The organism is Desulfoferula mesophila, assembly GCF_037076455.1.
In the GTDB taxonomy this organism is placed as follows: Bacteria; Desulfobacterota; Desulfarculia; order Desulfarculales; family Desulfarculaceae; genus Desulfoferula; species Desulfoferula mesophila.
In genome coordinates this window covers 3717836-3744115 of sequence record NZ_AP028679.1, presented here as the reverse complement: position 1 = coordinate 3744115, position 26280 = coordinate 3717836, and the positions used below count along the sequence as shown (strand labels likewise).

The 26280-nt window shown below is 65.0% G+C and carries 27 protein-coding genes; 13 read left to right on the top strand and 14 right to left on the bottom strand.

Annotation, left to right across the window (positions count from 1 at the left end; all coding sequences use genetic code 11):
* Positions 1–66 precede the first annotated feature (66 nt).
* Complete coding sequence (locus tag AACH32_RS17175) at positions 67–1284, bottom strand: sulfite exporter TauE/SafE family protein (protein WP_434062360.1); 1218 nt, start codon at positions 1282–1284, stop codon at positions 67–69.
* A 527-nt stretch (positions 1285–1811) separates the two neighbouring features.
* Between AACH32_RS17175 and AACH32_RS17170 the strand changes: the two genes are divergently transcribed.
* Complete coding sequence (locus tag AACH32_RS17170) at positions 1812–3110, top strand: APC family permease (protein WP_338602194.1); 1299 nt, start codon at positions 1812–1814, stop codon at positions 3108–3110.
* Positions 3111–3224: 114 nt separating this feature from the next.
* Positions 3225–3857, top strand: a complete 633-nt coding sequence (locus AACH32_RS17165) for an HAD family hydrolase (RefSeq protein ID WP_338602192.1) — start codon at positions 3225–3227, stop codon at positions 3855–3857.
* Between the two features lie 186 nt (positions 3858–4043).
* On the opposite strand, the gene AACH32_RS17160 is transcribed toward AACH32_RS17165, so the two are convergent.
* The 4 genes from AACH32_RS17160 to nrdD form a co-directional block, all read right to left on the bottom strand.
* A complete protein-coding gene (locus tag AACH32_RS17160) occupies positions 4044–5357 on the bottom strand; it encodes an alpha/beta hydrolase family protein (RefSeq protein WP_338602189.1) in 1314 nt (437 codons plus the stop codon).
* Between the two features lie 110 nt (positions 5358–5467).
* Positions 5468–6196 (bottom strand): anaerobic ribonucleoside-triphosphate reductase activating protein, encoded by a 729-nt coding sequence (locus AACH32_RS17155; RefSeq protein ID WP_338602186.1) that lies wholly within the window; start codon positions 6194–6196, stop codon positions 5468–5470.
* Entirely contained in the window at positions 6189–6437 is a 249-nt protein-coding gene (locus AACH32_RS17150; RefSeq protein WP_338602184.1) for a hypothetical protein, read from the bottom strand. The genes AACH32_RS17155 and AACH32_RS17150 overlap by 8 nt, the downstream gene beginning before the upstream one ends.
* 261 nt (positions 6438–6698) lie before the next feature.
* Entirely contained in the window at positions 6699–8840 is a 2142-nt protein-coding gene (gene nrdD, locus AACH32_RS17145; RefSeq protein ID WP_338602181.1) for an anaerobic ribonucleoside-triphosphate reductase, read from the bottom strand.
* 468 nt (positions 8841–9308) lie between these two features.
* Here nrdD and AACH32_RS17140 point away from each other — a divergent pair, with 468 nt between their 5' ends.
* From AACH32_RS17140 to AACH32_RS20925, 9 genes are all read left to right on the top strand, one after another.
* A complete protein-coding gene (locus tag AACH32_RS17140) occupies positions 9309–10481 on the top strand; it encodes a glycosyltransferase family 4 protein (RefSeq protein WP_338602179.1) in 1173 nt (390 codons plus the stop codon).
* Positions 10478–10816, top strand: a complete 339-nt coding sequence (locus AACH32_RS17135) for a hypothetical protein (RefSeq protein ID WP_338602176.1) — start codon at positions 10478–10480, stop codon at positions 10814–10816. The genes AACH32_RS17140 and AACH32_RS17135 overlap by 4 nt, the downstream gene beginning before the upstream one ends.
* On the top strand, positions 10813–11148 hold the full coding sequence (locus AACH32_RS17130; RefSeq protein ID WP_338602174.1) for a hypothetical protein: 336 nt from the start codon (positions 10813–10815) through the stop codon (positions 11146–11148). The genes AACH32_RS17135 and AACH32_RS17130 overlap by 4 nt, the downstream gene beginning before the upstream one ends.
* An 8-nt stretch (positions 11149–11156) precedes the next feature.
* On the top strand, positions 11157–11363 hold the full coding sequence (locus tag AACH32_RS17125) for a type II toxin-antitoxin system HicB family antitoxin (protein WP_338602171.1): 207 nt from the start codon (positions 11157–11159) through the stop codon (positions 11361–11363).
* Positions 11360–11593 (top strand): type II toxin-antitoxin system HicA family toxin, encoded by a 234-nt coding sequence (locus AACH32_RS17120; protein ID WP_338602169.1) that lies wholly within the window; start codon positions 11360–11362, stop codon positions 11591–11593. The genes AACH32_RS17125 and AACH32_RS17120 overlap by 4 nt, the downstream gene beginning before the upstream one ends.
* Positions 11594–11668: 75 nt before the next feature.
* On the top strand, positions 11669–12277 hold the full coding sequence (locus tag AACH32_RS17115) for a sigma-70 domain-containing protein (protein WP_338602167.1): 609 nt from the start codon (positions 11669–11671) through the stop codon (positions 12275–12277).
* The gene (locus AACH32_RS17110) at positions 12278–12727 is read left to right on the top strand and encodes a universal stress protein (RefSeq protein WP_338602165.1); all 450 of its coding nucleotides are present in this window, start codon (positions 12278–12280) and stop codon (positions 12725–12727) included.
* Positions 12728–12761: 34 nt separating this feature from the next.
* Entirely contained in the window at positions 12762–13289 is a 528-nt protein-coding gene (locus AACH32_RS17105; protein WP_338602163.1) for a (Fe-S)-binding protein, read from the top strand.
* 18 nt (positions 13290–13307) lie between these two features.
* Positions 13308–13421, top strand: coding sequence for a helix-turn-helix domain-containing protein (locus tag AACH32_RS20925; protein ID WP_350341596.1), 114 nt, complete (start codon positions 13308–13310; stop codon positions 13419–13421).
* A 236-nt stretch (positions 13422–13657) separates the two neighbouring features.
* On the opposite strand, the gene istB is transcribed toward AACH32_RS20925, so the two are convergent.
* From istB to AACH32_RS17070, 7 genes are all read right to left on the bottom strand, one after another.
* Entirely contained in the window at positions 13658–14434 is a 777-nt protein-coding gene (gene istB, locus AACH32_RS17100; RefSeq protein WP_338598784.1) for an IS21-like element helper ATPase IstB, read from the bottom strand.
* Positions 14431–15930: an IS21 family transposase gene (gene istA / locus AACH32_RS17095; RefSeq protein WP_338599205.1), complete on the bottom strand. Its 1500-nt coding sequence runs from the start codon at positions 15928–15930 to the stop codon at positions 14431–14433. Before istA ends, istB begins: the two co-directional genes overlap by 4 nt.
* Positions 15931–16129: 199 nt before the next feature.
* On the bottom strand, positions 16130–17173 hold the full coding sequence (gene selD, locus AACH32_RS17090; protein WP_338602161.1) for a selenide, water dikinase SelD: 1044 nt from the start codon (positions 17171–17173) through the stop codon (positions 16130–16132).
* A gap of 42 nt (positions 17174–17215) precedes the next feature.
* On the bottom strand, positions 17216–17686 hold the full coding sequence (locus AACH32_RS17085) for a hypothetical protein (RefSeq protein ID WP_338602159.1): 471 nt from the start codon (positions 17684–17686) through the stop codon (positions 17216–17218).
* A 3-nt stretch (positions 17687–17689) separates the two neighbouring features.
* Positions 17690–18583 (bottom strand): selenium metabolism-associated LysR family transcriptional regulator, encoded by an 894-nt coding sequence (locus AACH32_RS17080; RefSeq protein WP_338602156.1) that lies wholly within the window; start codon positions 18581–18583, stop codon positions 17690–17692.
* 169 nt (positions 18584–18752) lie between these two features.
* Positions 18753–20423 (bottom strand): ABC1 kinase family protein, encoded by a 1671-nt coding sequence (locus tag AACH32_RS17075; protein WP_338602154.1) that lies wholly within the window; start codon positions 20421–20423, stop codon positions 18753–18755.
* Positions 20424–20426: 3 nt separating this feature from the next.
* Positions 20427–20750, bottom strand: a complete 324-nt coding sequence (locus tag AACH32_RS17070; protein ID WP_338602152.1) for a phasin family protein — start codon at positions 20748–20750, stop codon at positions 20427–20429.
* A 253-nt stretch (positions 20751–21003) separates the two neighbouring features.
* On the opposite strand from AACH32_RS17070, the gene AACH32_RS17065 reads away from it, so the two are divergent.
* Entirely contained in the window at positions 21004–23502 is a 2499-nt protein-coding gene (locus AACH32_RS17065; protein ID WP_338602149.1) for a diguanylate cyclase, read from the top strand.
* 13 nt (positions 23503–23515) lie between these two features.
* On the opposite strand, the gene AACH32_RS17060 is transcribed toward AACH32_RS17065, so the two are convergent.
* Together AACH32_RS17060 and purB are read right to left on the bottom strand one after the other, a co-directional pair.
* Positions 23516–24154: a hypothetical protein gene (locus AACH32_RS17060; protein WP_338602147.1), complete on the bottom strand. Its 639-nt coding sequence runs from the start codon at positions 24152–24154 to the stop codon at positions 23516–23518.
* 44 nt (positions 24155–24198) lie between these two features.
* Positions 24199–25506 carry an adenylosuccinate lyase gene (gene purB / locus AACH32_RS17055; RefSeq protein WP_338602145.1) on the bottom strand — a complete coding sequence of 436 codons (1308 nt, stop codon included), beginning with the start codon at positions 25504–25506 and terminating at the stop codon, positions 24199–24201.
* Positions 25507–25659: 153 nt separating this feature from the next.
* On the opposite strand from purB, the gene AACH32_RS17050 reads away from it, so the two are divergent.
* Complete coding sequence (locus AACH32_RS17050) at positions 25660–26277, top strand: methyltransferase family protein (protein WP_338602143.1); 618 nt, start codon at positions 25660–25662, stop codon at positions 26275–26277.
* Positions 26278–26280: the final 3 nt, after the last annotated feature.

Below are 26280 nucleotides of genomic sequence, written 5' to 3'. Positions count from 1 at the left end.
CAAGAGTATACCCAAAAAAAAGGGGCGGCCGCGAGGGCCGCCCCGTTTGGTTGCGCGATCTTGGTTCTAGAAGGGGGGCACGATGCTGTAGCCCAGGAAGCCCTTGGTGGTGTAGCGCAGGCCCACGTAGAAGGCCAGGATGATGAAGATCCACTTCAGGCCCTTTTCCGGGATGTACTTGGAGGTGCGCGGGCCGATCATGGAGCCGATGAAGATGCCCACCAGCTCGGCGCCGATGAGGCCCCAGGAGACCACGACGCCCTTGCCCACCATGTAGGAGAAGATGCTCACGATCATGCCCACCAACACGGCCAGGGCGCTGGTGCCCGCCACCAGGAACATGGGCAGGCCGGCCACCGAGGTGAGGAAGGGCACGAACAGGAAGCCGCCGCCCACGCCCAGGAACGAGGCGATGGCCGCGATGATCAGGCCGCCCAGCATGGGGATGAAGGCCTTGAACTTGAACTCCACCCCGAAGAAGGTGAAGCGGATGGTGCCCATGAAGAAGGTGAGCACCATGCCGGCCAGGGCCAGCACGTAGGCCACCACCATGACCGAGCCCACCAGGTTGAACCACAGGGCGCTGATGACCACGCAGGCCAGGGCCAGCCACATGATGCCCTGCTTGCCCTCGACAATCTTCACGCCCTTTTCGCTGCTGTCGCCTTCCTTGGCACCCTTTTCAAAGGCCGCGGCCGCCGCCTTGGCCGCCTTTTTGGAGGCCTGGCCCTTGGGGGTCATCTCGTAGATGAGGAAGCAGGCCAGCACGAACACCAGCAGTCCGAAGTAGCCGATGTAGGCCTTCAGGGAGACCTTGCCGGCGGTCAGCTCGGGGATGAGCCAGGAGCCGGCCACTCCACCCACCGCCAGGCAGGCGCCCAGGGGCAACACCAGGCGGCCCATTTTGTAGTAGTTGAAGCTGGAGATGAGGGCCGAGAGCCCCACCAGCCACTGGTTGGACACCCGGATGGAGTCGGTGATGAGCTTGTTGACCGGGTTGCCCTTGCTGTAGCTGCTGGCGTAGTCGCCCAGGCCGAAGATGGTGATGTGGCCCACGCCGGCCATGATGCCGCCAAAGGCGCCCACGGTGGAGAAGATCCAGCCCACCCAGATGGCCCACAACAGGCCCCATACGTAGTGGGCCGCCGGAGCGCCGGGAATCCCCAGGAAGCCTGGCTCTTGGCCGCGTTTGGCCACGCCCTGGGCCACCGCTTTTTTGGTCTTGTCCGCGTATTTGGCGTCGGCCAGGCTTTGCTTGATGGCCTTTTGCAGCTTGGCCGGCATGTCTTTGGTGACCAATGCGGGTGTTGCCGGGGCGGCAGGCGCCGCGGCGGTGGCGGCGGGGGCCGCGGCCGGGGCGGCGGTGGTGTTTTGGGCGATGCTCCCGGTGGTGGCCACCGCGGTTATCAGGCCCAGGATCAGGATGCTGAGAGTTGCCAACCAAAGCTTGCGCATGTTTGCCTCCCCGGGCCCATGGCCCCGAAATAGAGTTGGGAAGGCCGGGCCGCTTTGCAACTTGGACGACCCAAGCGCGGCTCGGTCATTGTTTTCAACAAATTAACATATCCCCCGTCCGTGCAGCAAGGGCACAAGGGAATGTAACCTCCCGCCGGCTTGGGCCCCAACACTCTGCCAAGGGACATGGAGCCGGCCTTTGAGCGCTCAGGGATCGCTTGACTGGGCGCAACGCTTCCCTGACCATAGCGATGCATGGTAGCGCCCTTGCCGTCTCTCGGCAAGGGTAACTTGTCTAGAAGGCCTATAGGAGCTAAAGTACTATTAACCGTAGGTTATTCGCGGGAGCGTCGTGCATGGCCTCACAGGGCAAAAAAATCGGGTTTTGGTCGGCGGCGGCCATCGGGGTGGGCGGCATGGTGGGCGGCGGCATCTTCGCGGTGCTGGGCCTGTCGGTGCAGCTGGCCCGAGGCGGCACCCCGGTGGCCTTTGCCATCGCCGGGCTGGTGGCCTTGGTCACCTCCTACTCCTACGTCAAGCTATCGGTGCGCTTTCCCAGCCGGGGGGGCACGGTGGCCTTTTTGGATCAGGCCTTTGGCGCCTCCTACCTGCCCGGATCGGCGAATGTGCTTTTATGGCTTAGCTATGTGGTGATGCTCGCCCTGTACGCCTACGCCTTCGGCTCCTATGGGGCCACCTTTTTCCCCGCCGCCCACCAGGGCTTGTACAAGCATCTGCTCATCTCCCTGGCCATCCTGGGCCCCACCGCCCTCAACGTGGCCAGCGCCAAGATAATCGGGCGCACCGAGGTCTACGTGGTGGGGCTCAAGCTGTCCATCCTGCTGTTTTTCCTGGCCGTGGGCTGGCAGGGGGTGGACCCGGCCCGCCTGGCCCCGGCCACCTGGGTGCCGGCCATCCCCCTGGTGGCCGGAGGCATGATCATCTTCGTGGCCTACGAGGGCTTCGAGCTGATCGCCAACACCGGCGAGGACATAAAAGACCCGGGCCGCAACCTGCCCCGCGCCTTTTACGCGGCGGTGGTTTTCGTGATCCTGCTCTACATAGCCATCGCCGTGGTGGCGGTGGGCGGCCTGCCCCTGGCCAAGCTCATCGCCGCCCGCGACTACGCCCTGGCCGAGGCGGCCCGGCCCTTCCTGGGCCAAGGCGGCTTCACCATGATCGCCATCGCCGCCCTTTTGAGCACCTTCAGCGCCATCAACGCCACCCTCTACGGGTCGGCCCGCTTGAGCTACACCATCGCCAAGGAAGGCGAGCTGCCCGCCGAGCTGGAGCGCGAGATCTACGGCCAGCCCCTGGAGGGCCTGTTCATCACCTCCGGCCTGGCCCTGATCCTGGCCAACGCGGCGGACCTGAGCTCCATCTCCACCCTGGGCAGCGCGGGCTTCCTCATCGTCTTCGCCCTGGTCAACGCGGCCAACCTGCGCCTGGCCCACGAGACCCGGGCCCACCGGGGTATGGCCGCCCTGGGTCTGATCGGCTGCCTGGCCGCCCTGGGGGCCATGATCTGGCAGAGCGTGAGCGACGACCCCAACCGGGCCTGGGTGCTGGTGGGCCTGTTGGGCGGGGCCCTGGCCCTGGAGGGGACCTATCGCCTGGTGGGGTTCAAGGGGCCGGGCAAGAAACCCAAGGTTTAGTCCGGCTGCGCCAGACCCCGCCATACGGCGTTGCCGGCATCGCTTGCCGGCGCCTGGCTGTGCCGGGCAAAGCGCATTTTCAAAAAAGTGCTCCCTCGGATAAACTAACTAGCTATGAACATCAATGGCCTCATCTTTGATTTCGACGGCACCCTGGCCGAGCTGAACCTGGACTTCGGGCTCATGGCCCGGCGGGTGGAGGAGTTGGCCCGCGCCGAGGGCTTCTCCGGCCCCTGGCCCTCGGGCTATCTGCTGGAGGCGCTGGAGGTGGTGAGCGCTCGCCTTGGCGACGGCTTCCCGGGCCGGGCGGCCCAGGTCATCCAGGCGGTGGAGCTGGAGGCCGCCGGACGGGCCCACCTGTTCCCCTTCACCCGGCCTCTCTTGGCCCAGGCCAAGGAGCGGGGCCTGTCCCTGGGGGTGGTCAGCCGCAACTGCGCCGCGGCCATCCGCCTGCTGTTGCCCGAGGCCGACCGCCTGGACGCCTTCCTGCCCCGCGAGCGGGCCCCCAAGCCCAAGCCCCATCCCCAGCAGCTCTGGGACGCCTGCGCGGTCATGGGCCTGGAGCCCGGCCGGGCGGCCATGGTGGGCGACCACCCCACCGACATGCAGGCCGCCGTGGCCGCCGGGTGCCTGGCCGTGGGGGTCACCAGCGGCCGGGTGGACGAGGCGGGGCTCAGACAAGCCGGGGCGCAGGTGGTGCTGCCGGACGCGGGGGGCATTTTGGAGGCGCTGGGAAAAGGGTTATGAAAAAGGGGAAGAGGCCGGTCAATACCGGCCGCAACCCCGTGATGTTCGCGTTCCGCTAGTTGGCTCCGGTTGACCGGCGGCGAGTAGCGAAAAGACACCGGCATCCAGTGCTTGGCCGCCGTAACCCGGCCGCCGCTCCCCGGCGAGCAACCAACAGCCCTCCGACTCAATGCCTCGCGAGCTCTTCTACTCCTTGAACGTATCGTCCAGCCAGTTGAACACGATCTCGCTCATCAGGCTGCGGTTCTCGCCGATGCAGTGCGACGAGGCCCCCAGGTCTTCCGGAGTCACCACCAGCTTTTTGTTGGGGTTGGGCAGCTTGGCCAGGAACTCCTGCTGCTGCTTTTTCACCGTCTGGTTGGCGTACTCCCCCGCGCCGATCAAGATCAGCACCGGGCACTCGACCTTGGCCGGGTCCACGGTCCAGCCCCGGTTGGCCTCGGCCAAGCCGTGGATGTCCGTGGCGCCCAGGCCCCAGCGCCAGGACACCACCCCGGCGGTGGCCCGCTTGAAGGGGCTCCACTCCGCGATCTCCTGGGGCGTGGCCTTGGAGTTGGGCATGTCCTTGAACAGCGTGTACTGGTCGCCCACCGCCGAGTTCAACACCGCCGCCTTGATCCTCCGGTCCACCGAGGCGGCCCGGGGCACGAAATAGCCGCCCCCGCTGATGCCGTACATGGCCACCCGCGCCGGGTCCACCTCCGGGCGGCTCAGGGCGTAGTCCAGCACCTTGACCAGCGGCACTTCGGCGTCGCGCCTGAAGAACTTGCCCTCCAGGGGCAGCATGCCCTGGCCCGGCAAATCCACGGTCAGGAAGTTGTAGCCCCGCTTGATCGCCGCCGGGGCGATGTAGGTGTAGAGCTCCTCGGCAAAGGTCTCCCCCCCGCCGATCATGATCAGGGTGGGGCGCTTTTTGCCGTCCTTTGCCACCGGCCGGTAATAGCCGGGCAGCTTGGCGCCGTCGCAGGTCACCTCGAAGTAGACCATGGGCGGGTCGAACAGCTCGGCCGCCTGCTTGAAATCGGCCCGCAGGCGTTGTCCCAACTGTTTGAACTTGGGGTTGTCGGGCATCATGGACACCAGGGCGGTGCGGTAATAGTTGGTGGCCCGGATCAGGGCCTCCCGGGCGCTGATCCGGTGCCCGGCGGCCAGGAACTCCCGCCCCTTGGCCTCCACCCGCCCGGCCAGGGCCTCCCACTGCTCCTGCCAACTGGCCGGGTCGCCGTCCTTGATCCCCCCCGCCGCGTAAAAGGCCTCGCCGATCTCGCAGCCGCCCATGGAGGTGCTGCCCAGCACCCATTCCAGGCCGAAGTCCATCTCCGCGTCCTTGAAATGATAGGTGACATAGGGCCGGTGGGCGTCGTAGGTCTTTTTTTGCTGGTCCAGTTGACCGCCCGCCTGCTCCGCCCCGGCCGGGCCAACCCCCAGGGCCAAGAGCGCCGCCAGCAGCAGCGCCCCGGTCCATCCGGCGCAACGCCTGGCAATTGGTTGTAAATACATGCTGTTTTTCCTCATAGGCCAAGCAAATTTCATCTGAGATCCCCTCTCGTAAAAAAAAGCGCCCGCCGTTTGGCAGGCGCAGGCAAAATTGTCTCGTCCCCCTAGGAGCGTCAGTTACGGCAAACCGGATCGGCCACGGTGCGCTGCAACTCGTCCAACTCCTCGGGAGTGAACATCGTCACCCCTTCCACCGCCTCGGTGTTCCAGGCCGTGGCCGGGTTCATGGCCTGCAGGGTCCAGGCCGCGCAGCCCTCCACCGCCTCGGCCATGCGCTCCAACTCGGCCGGGCCGTGCCAGGCCGGACAGATGGTGGAGCGGAACTCATGGGCCACCCCGCAGCTCTTGAGATAGGCCAGGCTCTGGGTCACCTGGTCCACCTCGATGGCCTTGCCGCAACTGCGGCGGTAGGCCAGGGGCTCCAGCGGGGCCTTGACGTCCATGGCCACCATGTCCACCAGACCGGCCTCCACCACCCGCTTGACCACCTCCGGCCGATAGCCGTTGGTGTCCAGCTTCACCTGGAAGCCCTCCTGGTGGATCAGGCCCAAAAGCTCTTCCAGGCCCGGATGCAGCGTGGGCTCGCCGCCCGAAACCACCACCCCGTCGATCCAGCCCACGAACGGCCGGAGCCGGTCCAGCACACTATCCAGCGGCAGGCTCATCAGGCTGTCCGGGTCGGAAACCAGGGTGAAGTTGTGGCAATAAGGGCAGGCGAAATTGCAGCCCGGCAAAAACAGCACCGCCGAAATCAGGCCCCGCCAGTCCAGAAAACTGGTCTCGATGAAGCCCTTGATTACCGGCGGAACCGGGGCGCGGGCCGCGGAGACGCCATCAGGCATGGGCCATGGTCTTCAGATACGACTTGATCTTGATGGCTCCGCTGATGTGGCTGGAGTCGTCCAACACCAAAATAGGCAGCTCCTTCTCGGCCACCTCCACCAACTCGTGCCAGGCCAGATGGGCCAAGGCGGCGGGGTCCGCCGGGCTCAGCACGTCAATGGCGATGCCCATGGAGCCCAGGTCGAACTTGTCGGTGATGTAGTGGCACTTCTCGCAACCGGGTTTGGTGAACAAAGTCATTGGATCGACCCTCCTTGTGTGTGGGCGATATCGGGGGAGCCCTTTTTTGCAAAAAAGGCCTCCCCCAAACCCCCTCCCAAAAAACTCCGCGAAATTTTCCCGTCCTGGCTCAGACCGGTGGTCTGAGCGGCGGCCGGGAAAATTCCCCAGGGGTTTGGGCGGTGGCTTGAAGTTGCCTTCATCAAGCTTCCTTTAAAGTTTACTGCGGGGTCCGGGGGGCCCTTTTGACCCAAAAGCGCCCCCCGGCCTATCCCAAACTAACTAACCGACCTTGGCCTCGTCCTGGGGCGGGGCGCTGAAGAAGCCCTGGTTGCGCCAGCGGTCCCGAAGCTCGCCCAGCTTGCCCTTGTTCCAGGAGGATACCCTGGTGAAGTAGCCGGTGATGCGGGTGATGTGGTCCATCTTGTCGCTGCCGCAGTTGGGGCAGGTGTCCAGCAGGCCCCGGTGGTTCTTCTGGCAGTTGTTGCAGCAGGAGAACTCGGGGCTGAAGGCCACCTGGTCGTTCTTGGTCTCCCGGAAGATCTTGATGACGAAGTTGGCCATGGACTCCTTGGAGGGGCGCTGCTCGCCCAGCCACACGTGGGTGATGGCCCCGGCCTCGATCAGGGGGTGGAAGCGGCCTTCCAGCTTGACCCGCTCGATGGGGTTGGTGTGGGAGCCCACGTTGAACAGGGTGGAGTTGGTGTAGTACACCTCGCCGGTGAACAGATCGCCCTTGACCGCGTGCTTGGCCTTTTCCGGGAAGTTCTTCAGATCCAGCTTGGCGAAGCGGTAGGCGGTGGACTCGGCCGGAGTTTGCTCCAGCACGAAGCGCATGCCCTCGCGCTCGGCGTATTCGTCGCACAGGTACTTCATCTGGGCGATGACCTTGAGGCCGAACTTCATGGCCTCCTCGGAATCGTGCAGCTCCTGGCCCAGGTGCTCCACCACCATCTCGTTGAGCCCCACCATGCCGATGAGGTAGGTGACCCGGTGCATCCTGAGGTAGGGCTGGCCGTCGAGCTGCATGGCCAGCAGGGCCAGGGGCCCCTGGTTGCCGAAGCTGAGCAAGCGCTCGATAAAACGTTTCTTTTCTATGTGGGCCTTGGCCGCCAGCTTGACCCGCTGCCGCAGAATCTGGAACAGCTTGGTGTCGTCGCCGGCCGCCTCGTAGGCGATGCGCGGCAGGTTGATGGTCACGTTCTGCAGGGCGCTGTAGCGCATCTTCCAGGGGGTCTTGGCGTCGTCGATGTCGCTCTTTTCCAGCTTGAAGGAAAGGCGGCAGCACTCCGATATCTTGGCGGTCTCGCCCCGGTCGAAGACGAAGTAGGTGTTGCCCTTGTCGGCGGCCACGTCGCAGATGTGGTGCAGGAAGTCCATGTGGCCTTCGGTCTGGAAGAACTTCTCGGTGATGTGCACCAGGGGCTTGGGGAAGAAGAAGGGGCGGCCGGCGCCGTCGCCCTCCTTGTAGACCTCGAAGAGCTTCCACACGAAGCGCTGGGCCTCTTTTTCGTACTCGGAGTAGGTCTTGCCGGTGTATTCGCCGTTGGGCCCGATGGCCGGCACGTCCTCGAAGTGCTTGGGCACTTCCCAGTACAGGTTGATGTCGGTGAAGATGGCCTGGCCGCCGCGGGCCACGGCCTGCTGGCTGAACTCGAAGATGAGGATCTGGGCCAGCTGCTTGACCGCCTTGTCGCTCAGGCCTTCCAGGTAGGGCGCGAAGAACAGGTTCACCGCGTCCCAGCCGATGGCCCCGGCGAAGTTGGATTGCAGGGCGGCGGCGAACTTGACCATGTGGGCCAAGAGCACCTCGGGGTGCTTGGCCGGCTTGGCCAGGGCCAGGCTGGCCGGCAGGTTCAGCCCGTACTTCTTGATGTATTCCAGGCTCTGGCCGGAGCAGTAGGGCCGGTCCACGAAGCCCAAGTCGTGCAGGTGCAGATCGCCGCGCATGTGGGCGTCGCCCACGTCCTGGCCGAACACGCTGATCAGGGCGTATTCCTTCTTGATGCTCTCGGCCAGGGTGAGGTTGGTGGCCTCGGGCCCGTGGGGAACGTTGGCGTTCTCCTTGTTGGGCAGGCGCAGCATGTTGTCCACGTCGTACAGGGGCACGCCCAAACGGGTGTGTTGCAGGCGCTCCTCTTCCAGGCCGCGCTCGATGAGCTTGGTGTTGACCAACTCACGAATCAGGGGGGCGGTGACCATCTTGATGCCCGCCGCCGCGATCTGCTCTTCCACCTCGGCGGCGATTTCCTTGGCGGTGATGTCGTCAAGCTGGGTTTCCCGGATCAGGGCGTCCTCGATGCGCGCCCGGTCCCAGGAGTCCATCTCCTCGGCGCTGGTGCGCACAAAAAGGGCCATGTCGGTGGTCTCGGAGCTGAGGATGGGATCCTTTTTGCTGCCTTCAACTACCTTTAGCTCGGCCATCTGTTCTCTCCTGCCGTCAGGGGCCAGCAATGACTAGCGGACCGCCCGGAACTGGGGTTTGCCGAGGGCGCGGGACAGTGCTATTCTGACCCGGTCCTTCGCGCGCATATCGTCCATGGGGCCCGCTTCGAGAGCCGGTCGGCCTTTTCCGGTTTTTTCACCCGCTTGCCTCAACCGTTCCTCCCGAAATTCGGCGACTCCCAAAAAGCCGCCACGCACCCGCTATCTTGTACGGGACTTATCTTGACCCACAACATATGGTGGAGTCAACCCCCAAATTCGAGTTTTTGAAAAACAGCAGTAACCAGTATCAATAGACACCTAACTGCTTGCCATTGCTGAGGAGATGACATGTATTTCCTTCAGGGGGATTTTCACAATTTTGTAAGGCTTGTACCGCGGGGGGGATACGAGGTATAAGGGTTCGTAATTTCATGCTTAGACGGCCATGGGAGACCGCCGGGGACCATGCGGCTGCTGCACCTACATGAACGCCTCTCCGCCCGGGGCGGGGCGGAGCGCCACCTCATAAGCCTGCTCAAGCACCAGCAGGGGGCCCACCAGACCTTGTTGGCGGTGGGCTTTGACGACGGCTCGTTGCCGGTGGCCGAGCAAGAGCTGATCGGCCCCTGGCTACGGGTAAAGGGCCTAGCCCGCCGGGGCCTGCGAAAGCGGGGCGAGGCCGCCGCTTGCCGGGGTTTAGCCGCGGTCATCGCCGAGTTCCGGCCCGATCTCATCCATCTGCACAACCTCATGGACCCGGCGCTGTTGGAACTGGCCGCTTCGTCCGCGCCCACGGTGATGACCGTGCAGGACCACCGCATGTTCTGCCCCGGCCGGGGCAAGCTGACCCCGGACGACCGCCTGTGTAGCGCGCCCCTGGGCCGGGCCTGCCTGGCCTGCTTCGAGCAGCCCGACTACGGGCGGCGCATGCTGGCCCTCACCCGCCGCCGCCTGGACGCCCTGCGGGGCATGGGCCGCATCCTGGTGCTCAGCCGCTACATGGCCCGCGAACTGACCCTGGCCGGGGTGGAGCCGGAGCGGGTGCGGGTGTTGCCCCCGCCGGTGGACCTGCCCCCGGCCTTGCCCGGGGCACCCCGGCGCCATCACCTGCTGGCCGGGCGTCTGGTGGGGCGCAAGGGGGTGGGCCAGGCCCTGGAGGCCACGAAAATGTTCAGGCATGGCGCGCCGTTGCGCATCGCGGGCGACGGCCCCCTGGCCGGGGAGTTGGCCCGGGCGGCCATGCTTTCCCAGGGTAGGCTCTCCTTTGACGGCTGGGCCGATCGTGCTAGGATGAATCAGCTTTTGGCCGGGGCGCTGAGCCTGTGGCTGCCCAGCCTATGGGCGGAGCCCTGGGGTATCGTGGGCCTGGAGGCCCTGGCTCGCGGAGTGCCCGTGGTGGGCACGGCGGTGGGCGGAGTGCCGGAATGGCTCCTGGACGGTGAGCACGGTTTTTTGGTGCCCCCCGGCGACCCGGCGGCCCTGGCCCGGGCGGCCGACCGCCTGGCCGCCCAGCCGGAGGAGGCCCGGCGCATGGGCCGGGCGGGGCGGGCCTGGGTGGCCGAGAATTTGCGGCGGGAAGATTTGATGAGGCGTTTGGGGGAAATCTACCGGGAGGCCGGGGAGTTGCCTACGGCATGAACCAACCGGACACCTTTGGCCACGACCCCGGGGTGCGGGCCATGCGCGGGGTATTCGCGGCCCTGGAGGCGGCCCAGGCCGACCTGCTGGCCCGCCTGGGCATCTCTCTCTGGGAGCCCGAGTTGCGCCCCTGGCGGGAGCGGGCCCGGCGGCTCTTCGAGGCGGCTTGGCCCCGTGCCGCCTCCCAGGGCCTGGTGAGCGGGCCGGAGCAGGCCGCCCGGCTCTATCTGCTGGCCCTGGGGCGGGTCTTGACCGAGGCGGGCCGCGCGGTGCCCACCGGAGCCCTGCCCGTTGACCCGGCCCTGGCGCGGGTGCTCACGGAGGCGGCCCCATGATACGCTATCGCCTGTTCGGACGCTGCCGCATCTACCACGACCCGGTGAGCCCGGTGCTCAAGGCCCCGGCCCAGATCGGCTGGGAGGCCTGGTTTCGCGACATCGACCTGGTGACCCCGCGCCGCCTCAAGGGCCCCGAGCTGTTGCGGCGCACCCGGGGCTGGTGGACCGTGGAGCCCAGCGAGGTGCAACCGGTGGTGGAGCGCTTCGGCCGTCTGGTGGTGGGCGAGGGGGGCGAGCTGATGGTGGAGTTCGAAGGCCCGGAGCAGGCCGAAAGCCTGGGGCGGGAGCTGAAGGAAAGTTTCGGGGACCAGGTCTTTTTGTCGCCCTGAGGTGCGCGATGCACGACTTGCCCTTGGTGTTGGAACAGGACGAAGACGGGATGTGGGTGGCCTGCTGCCCCGGCCTGCCCGGCTGCATCAGCCAGGGAGCCAGCGAGGCGGCGGCCCGGGCCAACCTGGCCGAGGCCATGGCCGCCTTTGGGGAGTGCCTGGCCAAGCACGGCGAAAGCCTGGCCGATTGCCTGGGCGGGGAGGGCGCTCAATGAGCGGCTGGCCCAGTGTTTCGGGCAAGGAGCTCATCAGGGCCCTGGTCCGGGCGGGCTTTGAGCCCAGCCACCAAAAGGGCAGCCACGTGGTGTTAAGGCGCGTCCTGGCTCCCCACCGCCGGCTTACGGTGCCCGAGCACCGCGAGATGGCCAAGGGCACCCTGTCGGCCATCGCCAGGGAGAGCGGTTTGGGGCCGGAGCGCTTGAAACACCTGCTGGCCGAGGCCTAAAACCTCCCGCGCGCCGGTGGTTAAGGATTATAATTGGGGTCAGAAGGTCCCTTGTCCCTAGAGGAGGCGTAGATAATGGAAGAAAAGCCTGTGACCAAGGGCGGCGATCAGGATTTGGAGCAGATGCGCGACCGCGTGGCCGAGGCGGCGGCCCGGCTCTATGAAAAGAAGGGGCGCTCGGCCACGGTGGAGGAGATCGCCGAGGCCTCGGGCCTCAGCGTGCCGGTGGCCTATCAGTTCGTCAAGAAGCCTTCGGACATCATGCTGCTGATCATGGAGCGCCTGCAGGCCAAATTCAGCAAGGGAGTGATGACCAGCGTGGTGGAAGGGGCGCCGGCCTTGGACCGCCTGCTGGAGGCGATTTCCCAGTTCTACCGGGTGGTGGAGACCGACGCGGCCAAGGTGACCCTGGTCTACCGCGACTCGCTCACCCTGGACAAGACCGGCCGCAAGCGCATCATGCAACTGGAGCGCGACGTGGTGGAGGTGTTCAAGGCCATTTTGGACGACGGCGTGGCCTCCGGCGAGTTCCGGGTGCTGGACACCGACCTGGCCGCCTATGACATGGTCATGGCCGGGCATAGCTGGGCCCTCAAGCGCTGGCACTTCAAGAAGCGGGAGCTGGCCTTTGACACCTTCCTGGCCCGCCAGCAGGACCTGTTCGCGGCCATGGTCAGGCCTTAATTGAGCCTGTACCGCCACATCGTCTGCTGCCTGGACTTCAGCGAGCACTCCACGGAGGCCTTTGACACCGCCTTGGGGCTGGCCAGGGACAACCAGGCCCAACTTAGCCTGCTGCACGTGGTGCACTCCGGGGCTCCGGCGGTGCCCGGCGAAAGCCCCCGCTCCGCCCGCCGCCTGAGCAAGGACGAGCTCAAACAGCGCCTGGGCCAGGAAATGCGCGAGCGTTACCTGGAGCAGACCGGCGGCTACCCGGCCCAGGTGCGCCTTAGGCGGGGCATGCCCAGCATAGAGATACTGGACGAGCTTAAGGAGTCCCGGGCCGATTTGGTGGTGCTGGGAGCCGAGGGCCTCAGCGGGGTGGGGCTGGTGCTGTTGGGCTCCACCGCCGAGCGGGTGAGCCGCCGGGCCCCTTGCGCCTGCCTGGTGGTGCGCACCAGGGCCCGGGAATAGCCCAGCCCGGCCGAAGCCCGGGCCGGAGGCGGTAGTGTTACTCAAAAGCTGGCAAAAGCGCATCTTTCGCCCGGAGTGCAACCCCGGCTTCGAGTCGCTGCACTGCGTGGCCCATTTGGACCAGGACGTGGGCCAGGCCCTGCCTTATCTCAACGCCCACCTGGGTGGCCATTCCTATCAGACCGATCCCCCGGCGGTCACCTTCAAAGTGCACGGCCGGCTCATCACGGTGCACCACGACCGCATCGCCATCAATTCGCTGAGCGACGAGGCCCAGGCCGACAAGATCCTGGACTGGCTGCAACGCGAGATCAACCACGCCTGGGATGACCGCGCCAACATCGAGCCCTCCACCCGCTGCGCCCCCGCGCCCCAGCCTTTGGCGGTGCTCAAGCTGCTGCCCAACAAGGCGGGCTGCGGCCGTTGCGGCCGCCCCACCTGCCTGGTATTCGCCACCCTGGCCGTGCAGGGGGCGGTGGGGGCAAGCGATTGCCCCGAGCTGGAGCCCGAAGCGCGCCAGGCCCTGGAGAAATATCTGGGGGAGTTCAGCCTGGACTGGTAGCCGGGATTCCTGGCCTAGCTGCCCAAGGGGTCGTTCTCCGGGGCGAGCCATGATTGGGCCAGGAGTTTAAAGCAAGGTAAAAGCGTCCGGGAGGTGGCCGAGGCCCTGGGGGTAAGTCGGAGCACCGCCTAGAGTGGCTGGGCCGCTACAAGATCGGCGGCCCCGACGCGGCGCATGACCGAGGCTCCCGGCCCCATCGCAGCGGCGCACGAGGATGGGCCCGCTTCAGATCGCCTTCATACTTTCCAGGCCTTTTTTCGCGGCGCTGTGAATGGCGGAGTAAGTGCGGGACAGTTGGCGGTCTAAAACCGTGACACTTGTTTTAGAGATATAGTCCTGTTGTTCATGCTGTCAATCATGATCTTGCCTTAGTTGGTTTTGGGCTTTGCCTGGGATCGTCTTTTGGCTTGGCGGAGCCGGTAGCTTTCTCCATTGGCCTCGATGATGTGGCACCTATGGGTCAGTCTGTCCAGCAGTGCACCGGTGAGTCTTTCGGAGCCGAAGACCTCCGTCCATTGCTGGAAAGGGAGATTGGTGGTGATCATGAGGCTTTGTTGTTCATATGCCCTACCCACCACCTCGAATAGCATTTGAGCGCCTATCTTGGAGAAGGGCACATAGCCCAGTTCATCGATGACCAGCAGGTGTAGGCGCTGGAGCTGTTTCTGCAGGCGTTGCAGACGTCTTTCCTCGCGGCATTCCATGAGCTCTGTGACCAGGGCGGTGGCGCTGTAGAATTTCACCTTGCTTCCCTGGGCGCAGGCCGCAAAGGCCATGGCGCTGGCCAGGTGGGTCTTGCCGGTGCCGGAGTTTCCGATCAGGAGCACGTTTTCCTTTTTGGCGATGTACTCGCCCCTCATCAGCTCCCTGACCAACTGCTGATTGATGGAGGGCTGTGCCTTGAAATCAAAGGTGTCCATGGTCTTGATCACCGGAAAGGCGGCTTGCTTGATGCGCCTTTCGGCTGCCCGCTTCTCGCGGTCCAGAAGCTCCCGCTCGGTCAGGCGCAGCAGGTAGGTCATGTAATCGGAGCGGTCTTGGCTGCAGACCTTGGCCATGGCCGCGTATTCCCGGAGAATGGTGGGCAGCTTCAGCTTTTTGAGGTGGTACTCCAAGAGCACGGTGGGTTTGTCCTGGTCCTTCATGACAGCGCCCCTCCCTGCGCGAGGAGGGAGTCATAGACTGTGATATCGGGCCCGGCCACGCTCACTCGGCCCAGGTGCTCACGACCGTCCAGCAGGAAGGTGGCCGCGGGCCCTGATGATGGCGGCTCCAGCAGGTGGACAATGGCCTCCGGGGCATAGGCTCCCGCGTACAATGCCTGCTCCACCGCCCGCTTCAGTCTGGCCATGGAGTGGTCCTCCAGCAAACGTAGGACCTTTATGTATTTACGGGTGCCCTGGCCAGGCATGTCTTCCCCGGCCACCAGCCGCCGCCTCAAGACCTCAAAGCACTCAGACAGATCTAGGTCAGCCAGGGGGCGGGCGTGGTCCAGGGAGCCAGGCTTGCGCTCCAGCAAGGGCAGATAATGCCGGTAGTCGAAAAACACCCCTTCCTTGCCCCAGGATCGGGAGTGGCGGGCCACCACCACGTCATGGTGGCAGAGCACCACCCGATCCACATAGCCCTTGGCCACAATTTCATGGTGGGCACAAGCCACCGGCACCGAGTAGTCATTGTCGTCGAAGCGGACCAGGGACAATGAATTGGCCCGGGTAGGCTGTTTGCGGCAGGCATCGAAGCGGGAGGGAGGCAGGGGGACAAAGGCTGTCTGGTCTTCCTGCAAAACCTCGGCCTTGCTACCGCCCTTGCCACGCAAACGGCGCTTCATGTCGTCGCGGCACTGCCTTAAAAGCATGGCATTGAGCTCGGCCAGGTCCTTCACCTGGGGCACTGGCACCAAAAAATTCTGCCGGGCGTACTTGACCACCCCTTCCACCACGCCCTTCTCGTTTGGACGCCGCACCCGACAAAAATGCTCCCGAAAAAGGTAATGGCTCTGCAGCTTGAGAAAACCATCGGTCAGCTTGCGCTCATGAGGCCCTATGATCTTGGAAACCAGGACCTTGCTATTGTCGTAACTGATCCGGTGGGGCACCCCACCGAAAAACTCGAACGCCCTGGCATGCCCTTCCCAGTAGCTCTCGCTGCACTCCTTGTCGAAGGCCGCCACGAAAAAGGCATCGGAGTACGGCAAGGCCATGATAAAAAGCGCTATCTTGCGAAGCTCCCCGGAAACCTTGGCCAGGGCATAGCCAAAGTCCACCTGCGCCTCGCCGGGACGATGGACCAGGGGCATGTACACCTCCTGGCTCACGCGCTTGATTGCGCGCACCGCCTCCTTTACCTGGGTGTACTTGCCCTGATAACCCGCCTCCTTGATGCGGTGATATATGCGCGTGGCCGTGTGCCTTTGCTTCTTGGGAACCTTTTTGTCCTCTTTTATGATCCGGGCGATCAACTCAAGGTAGGGGCCAAGCTTGGGCTTGGCTCGGGGGGTGCTGAGCCGGTATCCGGGAGGCTCGGGAAAATTCTGAATCTTTTGCAGGGTATCCCAATGGATGCCCTCTCTACGCATTAACTCGCGCTTGCTCGCCTGGCCATCGCGCAACTCAAGTCTGATCCGGGCCCATTGATCCATGTCCGTGTACACCCCTTCCGCTCCTCCAGAGAGTCCTGGCCTGGAAGCCACCATGGCCTCCATCGCACCAAAACACCTGAAGAAAACTGAATCAATGTGTCACGGTTTTCAACCGCCACTAAAATCGTCTCGCTTTTGGACCGCCATTTACAGGCGCCTCGCAAGCGGCGAAAGCTTGGCCAACCTCAGCCGACAAAAGCTAAAAAACCACGGTGATGGTGCCTGGGTTCTCGGCCACGGTCCGCCCCACCACCGCGCCGACGATGCCGCGCTCGGCCAGCAGGGCCAGGGCCCGCTCCACCTGGTCCGGGTCCAGGCCCATGAGCATGCCCCCGGAGGTCTGGGCGTCGGCCAACAGGTCCAGGGTGATTTCCTGGGCCTCGCCCCTGGTTATTACCTTTGAGGCGCAGAAGTTCTTGTTGGCGTGGCTGCCCAGGGGCACCAGGCCCATGGAGGCCATGTCATAGGCCTCGGGAATGAAGGGCACCCGGGCCGCCTCGATCTCCACCCCCACCCCCGAGCCCTGGGCCAGCTCCAGGGCGTGGCCCATGAGCCCGAAGCCGGTGATGTCCGTGGCCCCGCTCACCCCGCATGCGGCCATCACCTCGGCGGCCGGGGCGTTGAGCGCGGTCATCACCGCGACGGCCTGCTCCAGGGCGGCGGGCGAGGCCAGCCCGGCCTTGAGGGCGGTGGCGATCACCCCGGTGCCCAGGGGCTTGGTGAGCACCAAGGCCTGCCCGGCCTTGAGCCCGGAGTTGGTCACGATCTTTTGGGGGTGCACCACCCCGGTCACGCTGAGTCCGTATTTGAGCTCCGGGTCCTCCACCGAGTGGCCCCCGGCCAACACCGCCCCGGCCTCGTGCACCGCGTCCATGCCCCCGCGCAGTATCTCCCGGAAGGTCTCCACCGGCAGGTCCTTGACCGGAAAGCAGCAGATGTTCATGGCGGTCAGCGGCCGCCCGCCCATGGCGTAGACGTCGCTCAGGGCGTTGACCGCGGCGATGCGGCCAAACAGGTAGGGGTCGTTGACGATGGGGGTGAAGAAATCCAGGGTCTGGATCAGGGCGATCTCGTCGGTCAGACGAAACACTCCGGCGTCGTCGGCGGTGCCCAGGCCCACCAACAGATCGGGATGGCTCTCCAGGGGCAGGCCCTGGAGGATGTTGGCCAGGTCGCCCGGACCTATCTTGGCCGCTCAACCGGCGGCGCGGGCTTTTTCGGCCAGTTTGATTTCGTCTGCCATGATCTCTCCCGGATGACGGCTGCGCCAGCCGCCGCCGTCGGTTTAGCGGCGCAGAGTAGCCCGCAGGCGGTCGGGGTTGGTCAAGAGCCCCAGGGCCTCCAGCGGGCCGGCGCAGACCACGTCGGCGGCGGTGAGGGCCGCGGGCGCGGCCCCCTCGGGGCCCAACACCGCGATACCCAGGGCGGCAGCGGCCAGCATAAGGGCGTCATTGGCCCCGTTGCCCAGGGCCACCACCCCTTGCGCCCCCAGCGCTTCAACTATATCCCGTTTTTGTTCGCCTTCCCGGCCGGAAGTTATGCGGGCCACCCGGACCGAAGGCCCGAAAAGATCCTTGGCGGTGCCGAAGGTGTCGGCGGTGACCAGATGACAGGCCAGTCGCTCGCCAAGGGAGCGCACCAGCGCATCCACGCCGGAAATCAAGGCCCCGTCCAGGGCCAGGGTGCCGTTGAGGTCCAGCACCAGGTGCCCCAGCTCCAGGCGGCGCCACCCCGGCACCTCCACCACCAAGGGCACGGGCTAGCCTTCTTCCAGTCCGGTCATGCACAGGGACATGAAGGCCTGGGAAGCGGGCGAATGAGTGCGCTTCTTGCGGGTGACCAGGTAGAACTGGCGTTTGAGCTTAATGCCCGGCAGGCCCACTTCCACCACCTTGCCCGCTTCCAAGTCCTCCACCATGGCCCGGCGGCTCAAAAACCCCAGGCCCACCTGGGCGCGCACCGCGTTGAGCACGGCCATGGTGGAGCCCATCTGGGCCACGATGTTCATGTCAACCGGGTCCACCCCCGCCTTGCGCAAGGCCTTGGAGAGGAACATGCGGGTGCCGCTGCCCGGCTCGCGGAACACCAGCGGGGCCCTCTTGAGCTCCGCCGTGTCCAGGGAGTCGCCAAAGGGATGGCCCGGCCAGCCGGCCAAGGCCAGTTCGTCCTCCATGAGCGGGCTGTAGGCCAGGCGCTCCTCCTCCACCACCGCGCCCACCACTCCGGCCTCCAAGGTGCCGGCCAGCACGGAATCGACCACCTGGCGGGTGTCGCCGATGTGCAGGGTTATGCGCACCTCGGGGTGGAGCATGCGAAAGCGCCCGATGAAACCAGGCAGCACGTATTGTCCGGGAATGGTGGAGCCTCCCACCACCAGATCGCCGCGCAAACGCCCCAGAAAGGCGTCCACCGAGTGCTGGGCGTCCTCCACCCGCAAAAGGATGTCGCGGGCGTGCACGTAGAGCAACTCGGCAGCCTTGGTGGGAAGTATCTCCCTGCCCAAGCGGTCAAAGAGCTGCACCCCCAGCTCCTCTTCCAGGCTCTTGATGTGCCCACTGACCGTGGGCTGGCTCAGATAAACTTCTTCGGCGGCGCGAGAAAAGCTACGTTTTTCATATACTTTTGCAAAAACTTGCAACCGGCGCAGATCCATAATGCCTACCCTTTGTATTGATAAAATCTTGGGCAGATATAGGTTTCGCCAAGGATAGCAGGCAGGACCAAGAGGGTCAAGACATAGCGGATCGGTGGCACGGGAGCCAAATTTCAGGGCTTTGGGGGGCGTCCGAAGGCGTGGCGATCCAGCGGGCCGGGGGCGCGGTTTAGAAGCGTCCTCCCCGGGATCGGATGATGGACCACACCAGCCAAAGTCCGATGACCCCGCTGATCAGATAGCCCGCCACCCCCAGGGCGGGCAGGCCGAACAGCTTGGGCTCCACGCCGGTGGTGATGATCATGGAACTGCCCACGATGAGCGCGGCCACGACGAGGCCCACGGTGACCCGGCTGGCCCCTTCCTGCACCGCCTTGGTCAGGGGAACCAGGCCTTCGTGCTTGAGCTGGAGGGACAATTCGCCCCGTTCCAATTGGCTCACCAGGTTTTCCAGCCGGCGGGGCAGGTTTTGCACCAGGCGCAAGGCGTCGCTCAGGTGGCTCAAAAAACGCTTGGCCATGGCGTCCGGCCGCCAGCGTTCCAGGTATAGCCGCCACACAAAGGGCCGGGCCGCCTCCACGGGGCGGAACTGGGGGTCCAGCGAGCGGGCCACCCCCTCCATCTCCAGCAGGGCCTTGTCGGCCAGGGCGTATTGCATGGGCACCATGAGCTTGTGCTGGCGCATGATCTCCATCATCTCCAGGATCACCGTGGCGGTGGTCACCGGTTCGCCCTGGGAGTTGACCATCTCCAAAAGATCGGCCACGTCCCGCTCCAGGGTGGGGTCCTCATAGGTCTGGGGCACCACCCGCATCTCCACCCAGGCCTTGATCACCGCCTTGGCGTCGCGCCCCAGGGTGGCCATCAACAGATCGCACAGCACGTAGCGGTCGTCGTCGCTCAGGCGGCCGGCCAGGCCCCAGTCCAGCATGGCCAGCCGGGGGCGGCCCTTGGCGTCGCGGGTGATGAGCATGTTGCCCTGGTGGGGATCGCCGTGGAAAAAGCCGTGCAGGAGAACCTGGTCCATCATCAGGCGCACCAGGTCGGTGGCCAGCTTTTTGCCTTCCTCCGGCTTGAGCTGGGCCTGGTGCGGGCTCTGGCCCTGGATCAGCTCCATGGTCAGCAGGCCGGGCCGGGTCAGGTCCAGGTGGGGTTGGGGGATGATCACGTCTATGCCCGGCGAAAGCTGGGACTGTGCGGTGCGCATGTGGCGCGCTTCCAGAGTGAAATCCAGCTCCTGGCGCATGGAACGCTCCATCTCGGCCACCAGGGCGGGCAGGTCGTAGTTGGCCGCCGCCTCCAGCTCCTTGTCGGCCAGCTTGGCCAGGACCATCAAGAGCTCCATGTCGGCCTCTATGGTGCGCATGATATCCGGCTTGCGCACCTTGACCGCCACCTCGCGGCCGTCGTCGGCGCGCACCGCCCGGTGCACCTGGGCCAGGGAGGCGCTGGCCAGGCATTTCTCGTCAAAGCTGCTGAACACCTCGGCGATGGGCTTGCCCAGGGAACGCTCCACCTGGGCCTTGACGTCGGAAAAGGGAATGGGGGTAACCTGGTCCCGGAGCTTGGAAAGCTCCAGCACGAACTCCTTGGGCAACAGGTCCGGGCGCTGGGAGAGCAGTTGGCCCAGCTTGACGAAGGTGGGGCCCATCTGCTCGGCCACCATGCGCAGCCTGGCGTAGGCGCTGTAGCGTCCGGCCAGCTTTTCGCCGCCGCTGCGGGCGCCCACGCCGCGGGTGCCGGGCAGGCCCAAGCGGTCCACCAAGTCGGCGAAACCATGGCGCACCAGCACCATGGCCAACTCGGTCACCCGGCCCAGGTTGCGAATGGTGTCCAGCATGGACTAGGACTCTGATCCCGCGTCGGCCTTGTGTTCGGCCAGCTCCTTTTCCAACCGGGCCACCCGTTCGCTCAGGGCCTCCACCTCTTCCTTGGAGGCCAGGTTCAGGTTCATGGCCGCCTCGCGGGCCGCCTCGCTCAGCTTGTCGCCCATGGCCTGGGCCTGACGCTTGGATTCGGCCACCACCTCCTCGGCCAGCTTTTCCGCCTCGGCGGCGCTCAGTTCGCCCTTTTCCACGGCCTCATGCATCAAATGCATGGCTTTTTCCTTGGTGAGCACCGCGGCCCCCAGACCAGCCAACATCAGGTTTTTTACGGTTTCTAGCATGTTAGGCTCCTTGCCTTTGGTTACTCGGCTTCGGGGGGCGCTTGACGCCCGTGGGCCGGTGCCATTATGGTAATCAATGGGAGGCAGGTCGGAATAAGTTTGAATCCCAATATGGCAAGAGCTCCCAACTTTCCGACCTTAGAAAGTATCCTAAATGGCTCGGCTTAAGGTGTCAATTTAGAGCGCGCTTGGTGGCGGGGAGTGCGGAGCTTACTTGGCGGACAAACACCCAAAAAATCCATGGCGCGATTCGGTGGGAGCCAAGCTGGCGGGAGTACTGGTGCTGGCTACGGCGGCCTGCTTTTTGTTGATCGCCGGGGTGCACCAATGGTTCTTTCATCACAGTACCCAAAACTACCCCGGGCCCCATTTGGCTTCCCACATGGGGCAAATGGTGGCTCTGGCCAACCGATCCGGCGGCTCCCCCCCCGACCCCGACAAGATCCTGGCCGAGCTCAATAAAGCTCTCGTTACCGCCCACCACGCCGACGAGGCTCTGCTGATCTTCGCCGTCGACTCTCGGGGCGAGTTGGCCGGCGTCCCCATCGGGGATAGAGACCTGCTGCCTCCCCCGGCGGTCCTCAAACAAATTGCTGGTTTCGACCAGGGAATGCTCGAGCTGACGGGGCGCGGCGGCAGAGCCGTGAGCTTGACCTATGAGCGCCTGTCCGGCAGCGATTGGGTGCTGGCGGTGGCCTCTGCCCGCGAGGCCCCGGCCAACCTTGGCCAATGGCCCCTGTTCCTGTTGACCGCCCTGCTGGTGGCCGTCGCCGTCACCCTGACCGCCCTGTGGTGGAGTCGCAGGTTCCTGACCCGGCCCCTGCGCCTGCTGACCCAGGAAGCGGAAAAGGCCGCTCAGGGATTGGTGCCTCCGGCCGCCCTGGAGCGCTCCGATGAGCTGGGCCGCCTGTCGGTGGCCCTGGCCAGCCTGACCAAATCGGCCAAGGACATGGTGCTGAAGGCTCGTCAAGAGCAACATCGCTTTCAAGAACTGTTCAGCCAGACCAAGGACGGCGCCTTTATCGTGGACGAGCAAGGGCGTTTGCACAGCGTGAACTCGGCCCTGCTCAACATGTTCGGGGCCAAGCGGCGCGAGGAGTTGCTGGGCCGGGAATGCGTGGGCCTTCTATTCGCCGACCCCGAGGAGGGACAGCTTTACCTCAACTCCCTGGAGACCCAGGGCTATGTGCAGGATTTCCCGGCCACCATGCGCCGCCTGGGCGGGTCCAACTTCGAGGCGCTCATCACCGCCACCTGGGCCGACAAGGGCCAGGCCCGCTTCGGCCTGATGCGCGACGTCACCCAGCTGCGCGCCGACCAGATGGCCCTGCACGAAAGCGAGGCCCGCTATCGCCGCCTGGTGGACAACGCGCCGGACATGATCTACCGCTATTCCCTCGATCGTGACTGCTTTGATTACATCAGCTCGGCGGCCCAGGACATAACCGGCTACAGCGTGCGGCAAATCATGCGCAACGACCCCTCCCTGCTAAAGGTGGTGCACCCCCGGCACCGCGATATGGTGAGGGCCCACTTCAGGGAGGCCATGAATGGGCGGAGCTCTCCCGTGACCGAGTTGGAGTTCATGATTGTCGATGCCGAGGGGAGGGTGCGCTGGCTGCGGGAAAAGTCCATTTTGTTGCGCGACGAGCTGGACAAGCCCCTGGCCCTGGAGGGCATCGCCACCGATATCACCGAGCACATACTTTTGGAGCAGGAGCTCAAGCGCGGCCAGCAGATGGTGGAAAACACCCTGCAGGGCCTGCCCACGCCGGTCATGGTTTTGGACCGTGATCACAAGGTGGTTCACTGGAACCGGGCCATGGAGGGCATCACCGGTTACCGCGCGGCGGACATGGTGGGCACCAACCGCCAATGGGAGCCATTTTACCTGACCCCCCGCTCGGTGCTGGCGGACTTGGTGCTGGACGAGATTGAAGTGGAGAGCCAGACCGGCAAGTCCCGCAACGAATACATGGATATTTCGGTAAAAAAATCCACCTTGGTGGACGGCGGGCTGGAAGGGGAGGGCTTCTTCCCCAAGCTGAAGCCCGATGGCCGCCAGCTATACTTTCTGGCCGCGCCCATTCGAGACTCGGAGGGAAACATCCTGCGGGCGGTGGAAACCCTGGTGGACCTTTCGGACAAGCGCCACCTGGAGCAGGAGCTCAGGCGCCTGTCGGTCACCGACAGCCTAACCGGCCTTTACAACCAGCGGTTTTTTTACGCAACCCTGCCCCGGGAGATGCAGACCGGCAACCGCTATGGCCACTCATTTTCCGTCCTCATGGTGGACATCGACTTTTTCAAAACCTACAACGACCGATTCGGCCACCTGGCCGGCGACCGGGCCCTGGTCCGTTTCGCCCAGGCCCTGCGGCGCTGCGTGCGGGAAATGGACCTGCCCTGCCGCTACGGCGGAGAGGAGTTCGCGGTGCTCCTGCCGCGCAGCACCATGAGCGAGGCCCTGGTGGTGGCCGAGCGCCTGCGCGCCGAAGTGGCCCGTCTGGATTTTTGGCCGGGGGACGAAGATTCCGAGCGGGACGGGCAACGCGAAAAAGTCCGGCTGACGGTCAGCGTGGGGGTGGCCACCCTGGGGCCGGACGAATCGCCCCAAGAGGCGGTGGGGCGGGCGGACAACGCGCTTTACGCGGCCAAACAGGCGGGCCGCAATCTGGTGGCCGCCGACCTGCGGGAGGGCGGCATCGACGTCCTGCCTCGGGGCTCGCATATGCTCACCCCGAAAAACTAAGACATCCCGGCCTCTAGCGCATCACCAACTTGAAGCTCTCTTGGCCCGGCGCGCCGGTCACCAGGAGGGTGGCCTCTTTTTCGCCCGGCGCTAAAAACGGCTTGCCCTGGGCGTCGTTGATGGGGAATTTGAGTAGATACAGCCGGCTCCAGGGGCCCCAGAAGGGATAGATGGCTCCGTGGATGGCGGTGCGCTTTTTGATCTGGCGCACGTCCACCGGCTCCACCCGCTCTCCCTTGGCGTTGATCAGATAGACCCGCCAGTTGGTGTCGTTCTCGTCCAGGTTGTTCCACTTCTTGTCGGGCACGAACACGCTGGCCAGGACGGTGTTGAATTTTTGGTACTCGGCCTTTTGGTCGGCCAGATCCTTGGCCTTTTGCTCCGGCCTCCAGGCGAAGGCCTCTGCCCGCCGATCCACCCAGGCCACCCGCACCTCCCAGTTGGCCGGCACCACCTGGGCCAGCATCTCGGTGGCCGCTCCGTGGTGGATGGAGCCCTCCACCAGATACTTTTCCAGCACCTTGGCAAAGGCCGCGTCGGCCGGGCGGGGCCGGGGGTCGTATTCGTTGTAGGCCTCCTGGACCGTGGAGCAGCCAACCGAGGCCAGAAGGGCCAGGGCCATAATCACCGCCGCCGCGCGCGCCGCTAGCATGGGCCTTTTCTCCTTTGCCAAAATTTACCTCCCAGGCGTTCGGGCTAGTCCCTACCCAGGATTTGCTGAAAAATAAAGTCCACCTGCTTCAAGTGGGCCTGCGGATCGAACAAGCCGTCCAGTATCTCGGAGGCCTTGTCGCCCAGTCCCTGGATCACCTCGGGGTCGTTTTCCAGCCGCTCGCGGAAGCTGCCGCCATCGGCCCAGGTGGCCATGGCGTGCTTTTGCACCAGGCGGTAGGCGTCCTCGCGGCTCAGCCCGCTCTGGGCCAGGGCCAGCAGCACCTGCTGGGAGTGGATCAACCCGCCGGTGAGGTTCAGGTTGCGCAGCATGTTGTCGGGGTACACGGTCAGGCGCTCGATCATGCCCGCCATGCGGTGCAGGCTGTAGTGGGTCAAAATGTCGGCGTCCGGGCCGATGGTGCGCTCCACCGAGGAGTGGCTGATGTCGCGCTCGTGCCACAGGGCCATGTTTTCCAGCGAGGCCAGGGCGTAGCCCCTGAGCAGGCGCACCTGGCCAGAGAGGTTCTCGCTGCCGATGGGGTTGCGCTTGTGGGGCATGGCGCTGGAGCCCTTCTGGCCCTTGGCAAAGGCCTCCTCGGCCTCCAACACCTCGGTGCGCTGCAAGTGGCGGATCTCCACGGCCAGGCGCTCGATGCTCCCGCCGATGATGGCCAGGGTGCAGAAATATTCGGCCAGGCCGTCGCGGGCCACCACCTGGGTGGAAGCCACCGCCGGGGCGAGCCCCAGCTCGTCCATGACCATCTTTTCCACCTCGGGGGTCACGTTGGCGTAGGTGCCCACCGCCCCGCTGATCTTGCCCCGGGCCGCCGCCCTGATGGCCTGCTCCAGGCGCTGGCGGTCGCGGGCGAACTCGGCGTAAAAGCCCACCAGCTTGAGCCCGAAAGTCACCGGCTCGGCGTGGATGCCGTGGGAGCGGCCCATCTGGATGGTGTATTTGTGCTCCAGGGCCCTGGTCTTGAGCGCGGCCAGCAGCCGGTCCATGGCGGCCAGGAGCAGCTCGCCGGATTCCTTGATCAAAAGGGCGTAGGCGGTGTCCAACACATCGCTGGAGGTGAGCCCCAGATGGATGTAGCGGCTGGAGGGGCCCACGTACTCGGCCACGTTGGTTAAAAAGGCGATGACGTCGTGGCGGGTTTCGGCCTCGATCTCCTCCACCCGCGCCACCTCGAAGGCGGCCTTGGCCTCGATCTCGCCCAGGGCCTCGTCGGGGATGCGTCCCAGCTTGTTCCAGGCCCGGCAGGCGGCCAGTTCCACCGCCAGCCACTTGGCGTAGCGGTTCTCGTCGGTCCATATGCGGCCCATCTCGGGCAGGGTGTAACGTGCGATCATTGCTCAGACCTTGGTGTCGAGTTGTGGGGAGCCCCCCCGGATTCAGGTTCATCCTACGGCCATATGCCCCGTCAGTCAATGCGCCGGACCGCTTGACCCCGGCGGGCGGGGGACTTAGCTTGGAAAAGTACCTTTACCATTTGGAGGAACCCTTTGCCCCCCGCCAGCCCGTCGGCCGATGACATGTTGATTCTGGCCCTGGCCTGGGCCGCCTGGTGCGCCGTGCACAGCCTGCTCCTGGAGCGCCGCCTGCGGGCCGGGCTGGAGCGGCTCCTGCGCCTTAGCCCCCCCAAATACCGTCTGGCCTATTCGGTTTTCTCCCTGGCGAGCATCTTCCCGGTGCTCAAGTATTCCATCTATTTGGGGGCCATTTTCCCCGTGTGGTGGCCCGGCTTCTGGGTGGGGTTGCAGGCGCTGGTTTGGGCCGCGGCCCTGGGTCTGCTCATGTGGGCCTCCTACGATTTTTCCAACGGCGGGTTCGACCTGGTGGGCATGAAGGCCGCCTTTGACCCCAAGCCGGAGGTCCACCGCCTGATCACCAACGGGGCCTATGCCCACATGCGCCACCCCATGCACGTGGCCGCCTTTTTGGTGGTGTGGTTCCGGGGCCTACACGGCTGGCCGGACGTGGTCATTTCCCTGATCCTCACCGCCTATATCGCTCTGGGCACCTGGCACGAGGAGGTCCGTTTGCGTCACCAGTTCGGCGATGAGTACCGGGCCTACGCTAGGCGGGTGGGCTTGGTGCCATTATTCAAGTCGCGAGGATAAGGT